Genomic DNA, 6647 nt, shown 5'->3' on the forward strand with positions numbered 1-6647 from the left:
TGCTGCGTGTCTACTTCAGGAAACCGATCTTGGTGTAGTCGTACGACGCAAGCCCGGGAGACCCGTAGTTGGCGATGTCGCCGCGGACGCCGAAATTACCCTCGGACTGGGTCAGCGGCAGGGAATGGCCCTCTTCGAAGACCGCGCGGTCGACCTGGTTGGCCAGCTCGATGGCCTTCGCCGGGTCCAGCTCGGAGAGGGCGCGATCGATCAAGGCGTTCAGTTCCGGAGCTCCGATGCGACCGTAGTTGCCCTGCAGATCGTCGGGGTGAAAAGCGTAGATCTGCGGCATGCTGCTGAGCGGGAACGCGTCGCCGGAGAATACGAATTGCGCGGCATCGAAATCTCCGGGCTGGATGACCTCGGTGAAGTACCCCGCGCCCGGCTTGGTATCGATCACCAGCCCGACACCGACGGCGGCCAGGTTTTGTTGAATGATCTGGGCGATCTGTACCCACGTGGGGTCGTTGTACATGACGTCGCGGACGACCAACTTGCGCCCGTCCTTCTCCCGCACGTCACCGTTGAGTCTCCAGCCCAGGTCGTCGAGTTCCTTCGCCGCGGCCGCGGCGTCGTAGCCGAGGCTGTTGTCGCGGTAACCCTCCTGTCCTTGCAGGAAGATGTGATTGTTCAACGGCTGAGGGTGCTCCACCAGACCGTTCTGGGTGGCGGTGGCGATGCCCTGGCGGTCGATGGCCTTCGAGATGGCCATGCGCAGTTTCGGATCGGCGAGGATGGAGCCGGGGGCACCGTTGAACGTGATGTGGCGCCAGCGATTACCCGGTGCCCGGCGCACAACCATACCCGAGGTGTTGCGGACGGTCTTGACGTCGTCGATAGTGCTCAGCCGCACCGCGTCGAGTTCGTTGTTCTGCAGGGCGCCGACCCACGCGGCTCGGTCGAGCACGCTGTAGGTGATGGTGTCCAGCTTCGGCCGATCGCCCCACCATTTCGGGTTGCGTGCCAAGACGATGCGGCCTTGGCCGCGGTCGGTGGACTCGATCACGAATGGGCCTGCCGTCGGACCCATATGGTCGACCAGTCTGTGGTTGAACGCCTCCGGATCGGCGGTCACCGACTTGGGGAACAGCGCCATGTTCCCGGCGAACTGGCCACGCCATTCCGCGTAGTGCTGCTTGAACGTGACGACGGCTTGCCGGTCGTCGACGCCGCGCTCGACCTTCTCGACTCGGTCGAACCCGCTGGTGATGGCGATCAGAAAGCGCTTATCCGCGCCGCTGAGCGCGTTCGCCTGGGAACGGATGTCCTCCCAGGTGATCGGGACGTCGTCGGACCACACCGCCTTCGGGTTGATGGTGTAGGTGACCTGCTGTGGATCGGTGCCGGTGAGCTGGACGTCGGTGAAGTAGTCGGTGTTGACCGTGAGTCGGCCCGCAGCGTCGGTGGTGAACGCGCGCGGCATCAGCGGCCGCTCGATGTCCGCGATCTCGCCGTCGTTCCCGTCGTTGGACAGCGTGTTCCAGTTCGCTGGGAACGTGGTGGTGGCCAGGCGGAGATTTCCACCTTCGCGCAGCTCGTCGGGGCTTTTCGGATTGATGTCGCTGGTCGTGCCGAGCTCGTCGGACAGGCCGGTCGCCGACTCGGCGCCGTCTGCGCCGCACCCGGCGACCACGAGTCCGAGCGCGACGACGGGAATCGCCCAGCGCGTCGAGCGCGGGCGACCACAGCCCCGGATGGATCGGATCCGCATCGCGCCCTCCTACCTATCTGCTGACTGCCGGCACCGGCACCGCGTCGATCAGCGCCCGCGTGTACTCGTGTTGCGGGGCGGCGAAAATCTGCTCCGCCGGGCCGTACTCCACGATCTTCCCGCGATACATGACCGCGATGTCGTGGGCCAGGTTCCGCACCACGGACAGATCGTGTGAGACGAACAGATAGGAGAGGCCGCGCTCGGTCTGCAGATCGCGTAGCAGGTTCAGCACACCCGCCTGGATCGAGACGTCCAGCGAGGAGACCGGTTCGTCCAGCACCAGCAGCTCCGGGTCCAGCGCGAGTGCGCGGGCGATGCTGATGCGCTGTTTCTGGCCGCCGGAGAAGTCGCCGGGGTAACGGTCGGAGTGTTCCGGGCGCAGACCCACCTTTTCGAGCAGTTCCGGTACCCGGCGGGCGATCTCGGCGCGCGGCCGCCCGTCGATGCGCAACGGCTCGGCGAGGGCGTCGAAGATCGGCAGGCGGGGGTCGAGGGAGGCGGTGGGGTCCTGGAAGACGATCTGCATCTTGCGGCGGATCTCCCGTTTGCGCGCCTTGCTCAGGGATCCGACGTCGTTGCCCATGATCTCGATGGCGCCCGATTGCGGCGGGACCAGATCGAGGATCTGGGTGAGCGTGGTCGATTTGCCGGAGCCGGACTCACCGACCAGCGCCAAGGTGCGCCCGCCGCGGACCTCGAAGCTGATGCCGTCGACCGCCCTGATCTCCCCCTTGCGGCGGCGCAGCACCACACCGGAGGTGATCGGGAAGACCTTCACCAGGTCCGAAACCCGCAAAACGACGTCCGACTCCACCTGCGCTTCGGCCTCCGGCTCGGCGATCTCGCGCCGATAGGCGTCGAACAGCTCGTCGGTGCCGACCTCGGCGGTGCGGATGCAGGCGGCGGTATGACCCGGTTCGACTGCCTCCAGCGGCGGTTCCGCCGCCCGGCATTCGCCGATCGACACCGGGCAGCGCGGTGCGAACGAGCAGCCCGGCGGCAGCGCGTGCATGGCGGGCGGGGCGCCGACGATCGGGATCAGCGGTCGCCGCGGCGGACCGTCCATGCGCGGGATCGAGCCGAGCAGACCAACGGTGTACGGCATCCGCGGCGCGTTGAACAGCTCGCTCGCGGTGGCGGTTTCGACGATCTTGCCCGCGTACATGACGGCGACCCGATCGGCCAGGGTCGCGGCGATGCCCATGTCGTGGGTGATCATGATGACGCCCGCGCCGGTGATGTCGCGCGCTTTGCGCAGCAGATTGAGGATCTGCTTCTGCACTGTCACGTCCAGCGCGGTGGTCGGCTCGTCGCAGATGATCAGCGCCGGATCGTTCGCGATCGCCATCGCGATGACGACGCGCTGGCGCTGGCCACCGGAGAACTCGTGCGGAAACGCCTTGGCCCGCACTTCCGGGTCCGGGATACCGACCAGGTCGAGCAGCTCCACCGCGCGCTTCGCGGCATCGCCTCTGCTCGCCTTGCCGTGCGCCAGCAGGGCTTCGGCGATCTGATCGCCCACCCGGTAGACCGGCGTGAGCGCCGAGAGCGGGTCCTGGAACACCATGCTGATGGAACTGCCGCGCAGCTTGGACAGTTCGCGGTCGCCCAGCCCGAGCAATTCGCGTCCGCGGAACCGGATGGAACCGGTGATCCGCGCCTGCTCCGGCAGCAACCCCATCACCGCCAGCGAGGACACCGACTTGCCCGAACCGGATTCACCGACGATGGCGAGCACCTCGCCGTCGGAGACCGTGTAGTCGACGCCGCGTACCGCGTCGATGCGGCCCTCCTCGCTGGGGAAGGACACCCGCAGATCGGTGATCTCCAGCAGTGGCGCGGTGGAGGTCGTCGTCGTCATGCCTTCGCCTTCTTCTTCGACCGAGCCCGCTTCGCGCCGGGATCGAACGCGTCGCGCAGTCCGTCACCGACGAGGTTGGCGCACAGCACGGTGATGATCAGCAGACCACCTGCGAACAGGAACAGCCAGGGATAAGTCAACGCTGATTTGGTCCCCGCGGCGATCAGCGAGCCGAGCGACACGTCCGGCGGCTGCACGCCGAAACCGAGGAAGCTCAGCCCCGTTTCGGCCATGATCGCCGAGCCGACGGTGAGGGTGGTGTCGATGATCAAAATCGAGGCGATGTTCGGGATGACGTGGCTGAGGATCACCGTGCGGGTGGGCGCGCCCATGTACCGCGCGGCCCGGACGAATTCGCGATCACGCAGGCTCAGCGTCAGGCCGCGCACGATCCGCGCCGAGATCATCCAGCCGAAGCAGGACAGCAGGAGGATCAGCAGCAGGATGGAACCGCTGCCCTTGGTGCGCGGCGCGAACAGCGCGATGATGATGAAGCTCGGGACCACCAGCAGCAGGTCGACCAGCCACATGATCGCCCGGTCGGTCCAGCCGCCGAGCAGTCCGGCCAGTGAACCGGCGGTGGCGGCGATCGTGGTGGACAACAGCGCCACGCACAGGCCGATGACCAGGGATTTCTGTAGTCCGCGCAGGGTCTGCGCGAGGACGTCCTGACCGATCTGGGTGGTGCCGAACGGATGTTCCGGGCTCGGCGGTTTGAGCAGGGCGGTGTAGTCCAGCTGCTGGTAGTCGTAGGGCAGGAAGGGCGGCAGCGCGAAACTGACGACGAACAGCGTGATGAGGACGATGCCGCCCGCGACGGCGGGTTTGTTGCGCAGGAAGCGCCGCAGGACCAGCTTGCGCCGCCCGGTCGCGGCGACCTCGGGCGCGCCTTGGACGATGATCTCGGCTTCGGTCATCCCACACGCACCCTTGGATCGAGAATCGCGTACACGATGTCGGACAGCAGACCCGACACCAGCACGACCAGGCCGGCGAACGCGGTGACCGTCACCACGACGTACAGATCCTGGGCGTTGATCGAGTCGACCAGCCACTCGCCGACGCCGTGCCAGCCGAAGATCTTCTCGGTGAACGTCGCGCCGGTGATCAGGGCGCCGAGACTGTAGGCGAACAGCGTGGCCATCGGGATCAGCGCCGTGCGCAGGCCGTGCTTGTACAGCGCCTTGCTTCGGGTGAGCCCCTTGGCGCGGGCGGTGCGGATGAAATCGCTCTGCAGCACGTCGAGCATCGCGTTGCGCTGGTAGCGGCTGTAGCCCGCCATCGCACCGAGGGCCAGCGCGGTGGTGGGCAGGATCAGGTGCTGGATGCGGTCGAGCAGTTGCGGCCCGAATCCTTCGATCTTGTTCGCCGACGTCTCGCCGGTGTAGAGGAAGATCTGCGATCCGGTGAGCGAGTTTACTTCCAGCGCACCGTATTTCAGCAGCGTCGCGAGCAGGAACACCGGCGTGCTCAAGATCAGTAGCGACACCACGGTGGTGAAGTAGTCGCTGAACTTGTACTGCCGGATCGCCCCCGCCGCGCCGATCAGCACGCCGAGCACCGTGCCGACCAGGGAGCCGACGATCAGCAGCCGCAGACTCACCGCGACCCGCCGCGGCAACTCCTCGCTGACCGGTTGACCGGCCAGCGTCGTGCCGAAGTCACCGTGCGGAATGCCCTTCAGCCAGGTGATGTAGCGCTCCGGGATCGGGTCGTTGAGGTGCAGCTCCTCGGCCTTGGCGTCGATCACTGCCTGTGGCGGGCGCGGATTGCGTTGTTCGAGACTGTCCAGCGGCCGGAACGTCAGGGACGCCAAACTGAACGTCAGGAACGAAGCCAGCAGCAACAGCACGACATAGTTGAGCGCGCGTCGTAGCAGGAAGCCGGTCATCAGTCCTCTGGTCTTTCGGCTGGACGGGCCAGCGTCGGTATTAGCCCCCGATCATAAGGACGTGGTTCGCGGCGCGCGTGCCACACGACATCCGGGCATGTCCGGGGCACAGCCGAGCACGGTGGCCGGGCGCGGGCCGGAGGTTGTCCGGCAGGATGGAATGGGTGACGCCCCTGCACCTCCCCAAACCGAAGATGGTCGCCACCGATGTGGACGGCACGCTCATCGATCACGACGAGCGGGTGACCGCGCGGACGAAGGCGGCGGTGGGCGCCCTGATCGCCGACGGTGTGCCGTTCGTGCTGGCCACGGGCCGTCCACCACGTTGGATCGACCCGGTGGTGCAGGGGCTCGGGTACGCGCCGCTGTGCGTGTGCGGCAACGGCGCGGTGATCTACGACAGCGCCGCCGACCGGGTGCTGGTCAGCATGACGTTGGACGTGCCGACGCTCGCCTGGCTCGCCGACGTCGCCGAACGTGCCTTGCCGGGCTGCGGCCTCGCGGCCGAACGCGTCGGCGAGAGCGCGCACGACGCGGTGACGCCCCAGTTCGTCAGCTCGCCCCAGTACGAGCACGCCTGGCTCAATCCCGACGACACCTCGGTCGCCCGGGAGGAGGTCATCGACGCGCCCGCCATCAAGATGCTGATCCGGCTGCCGGGTGCGCGCAGCTCGGACATGCGCACGGTGCTCGCGCCGCTGATCGGCGAACGCGCCGACATCACCTACTCGACCGAGCACGGGCTCATCGAACTGTCCGCGCCCGGCATCACCAAGGCCGCGGGGCTGGCGGTGGTCGCCCAGCGGCTCGGTGTGGACGAATCGACCATCGTCGCGTTCGGCGACATGCCCAACGATGTCCCCATGCTGACCATGGCCGGCCACGGTGTCGCGATGCGCAACGCCCACCCCGAAGCCCTCGCCGCGGCCGACGAGATCGCCGAATCGAACACCGACGACGGAGTCGCGCGCGTCCTCGAGCGCTGGTGGGTGTGAGCTGTGTTTGTTTTTCCAGCGCCTGCGGCGCTGGGTGTTCGCGGCCCCTTATGGCTCGCGTCCGCGCGACCGCCGCTTGCTCCTTCGTCGCCTAACCCGCCGGCCGGCGCGCCCCCGCCCGGGCCCCCAAGCCGGCAGGCCGGGCAAGCGGTGCTCGGGAATAAGGGGGTTTGGTGGGGGGGGGCG

The 6647-nt window shown here is 67.3% G+C and carries 5 protein-coding genes; 1 reads left to right on the top strand and 4 read right to left on the bottom strand.

What is annotated here, in order from left to right:
• Window positions 1-10: 10 nt before the first annotated feature.
• Genes ACL03I_RS35565 through ACL03I_RS35580 form a run of 4 tightly spaced genes read right to left on the bottom strand, consistent with a single transcriptional unit; the run spans window position 11 to window position 5466 of the window.
• A complete protein-coding gene (locus ACL03I_RS35565) occupies window positions 11-1711 on the bottom strand; it encodes an ABC transporter family substrate-binding protein (RefSeq protein WP_412808156.1) in 1701 nt (566 codons plus the stop codon).
• Window positions 1712-1724: 13 nt separating this feature from the next.
• Complete coding sequence (locus ACL03I_RS35570) at window positions 1725-3575, bottom strand: ABC transporter ATP-binding protein (protein ID WP_355073168.1); 1851 nt, start codon at window positions 3573-3575, stop codon at window positions 1725-1727.
• Complete coding sequence (locus ACL03I_RS35575) at window positions 3572-4492, bottom strand: ABC transporter permease (RefSeq protein ID WP_355073166.1); 921 nt, start codon at window positions 4490-4492, stop codon at window positions 3572-3574. The genes ACL03I_RS35570 and ACL03I_RS35575 overlap by 4 nt, the downstream gene beginning before the upstream one ends.
• Window positions 4489-5466, bottom strand: a complete 978-nt coding sequence (locus tag ACL03I_RS35580; protein WP_355073164.1) for an ABC transporter permease — start codon at window positions 5464-5466, stop codon at window positions 4489-4491. Before ACL03I_RS35580 ends, ACL03I_RS35575 begins: the two co-directional genes overlap by 4 nt.
• Window positions 5467-5621: 155 nt before the next feature.
• On the opposite strand from ACL03I_RS35580, the gene ACL03I_RS35585 reads away from it, so the two are divergent.
• Window positions 5622-6461 (top strand): HAD family hydrolase, encoded by an 840-nt coding sequence (locus ACL03I_RS35585; RefSeq protein ID WP_355073162.1) that lies wholly within the window; start codon window positions 5622-5624, stop codon window positions 6459-6461.
• Window positions 6462-6647 lie beyond the last annotated feature (186 nt).

It is taken from the genome of Nocardia sichangensis (genome assembly GCF_047200615.1).
Lineage (GTDB): Bacteria > Actinomycetota > Actinomycetes > Mycobacteriales > Mycobacteriaceae > Nocardia > Nocardia sichangensis.

Bases quoted from the DNA above. Each gene is read 5' to 3' on its own strand.
- ACL03I_RS35565 (WP_412808156.1), bottom strand. From the start codon at position 1,711: ATGCGGATCCGATCCATCCGGGGCTGTGGTCGCCCGCGCTCGACGCGC.
- ACL03I_RS35570 (WP_355073168.1), bottom strand. From the start codon at position 3,575: ATGACGACGACGACCTCCACCGCGCCACTGCTGGAGATCACCGATCTG.
- ACL03I_RS35575 (WP_355073166.1), bottom strand. From the start codon at position 4,492: ATGACCGAAGCCGAGATCATCGTCCAAGGCGCGCCCGAGGTCGCCGCG.
- ACL03I_RS35580 (WP_355073164.1), bottom strand. From the start codon at position 5,466: ATGACCGGCTTCCTGCTACGACGCGCGCTCAACTATGTCGTGCTGTTG.
- ACL03I_RS35585 (WP_355073162.1), top strand. From the start codon at position 5,622: ATGGAATGGGTGACGCCCCTGCACCTCCCCAAACCGAAGATGGTCGCC.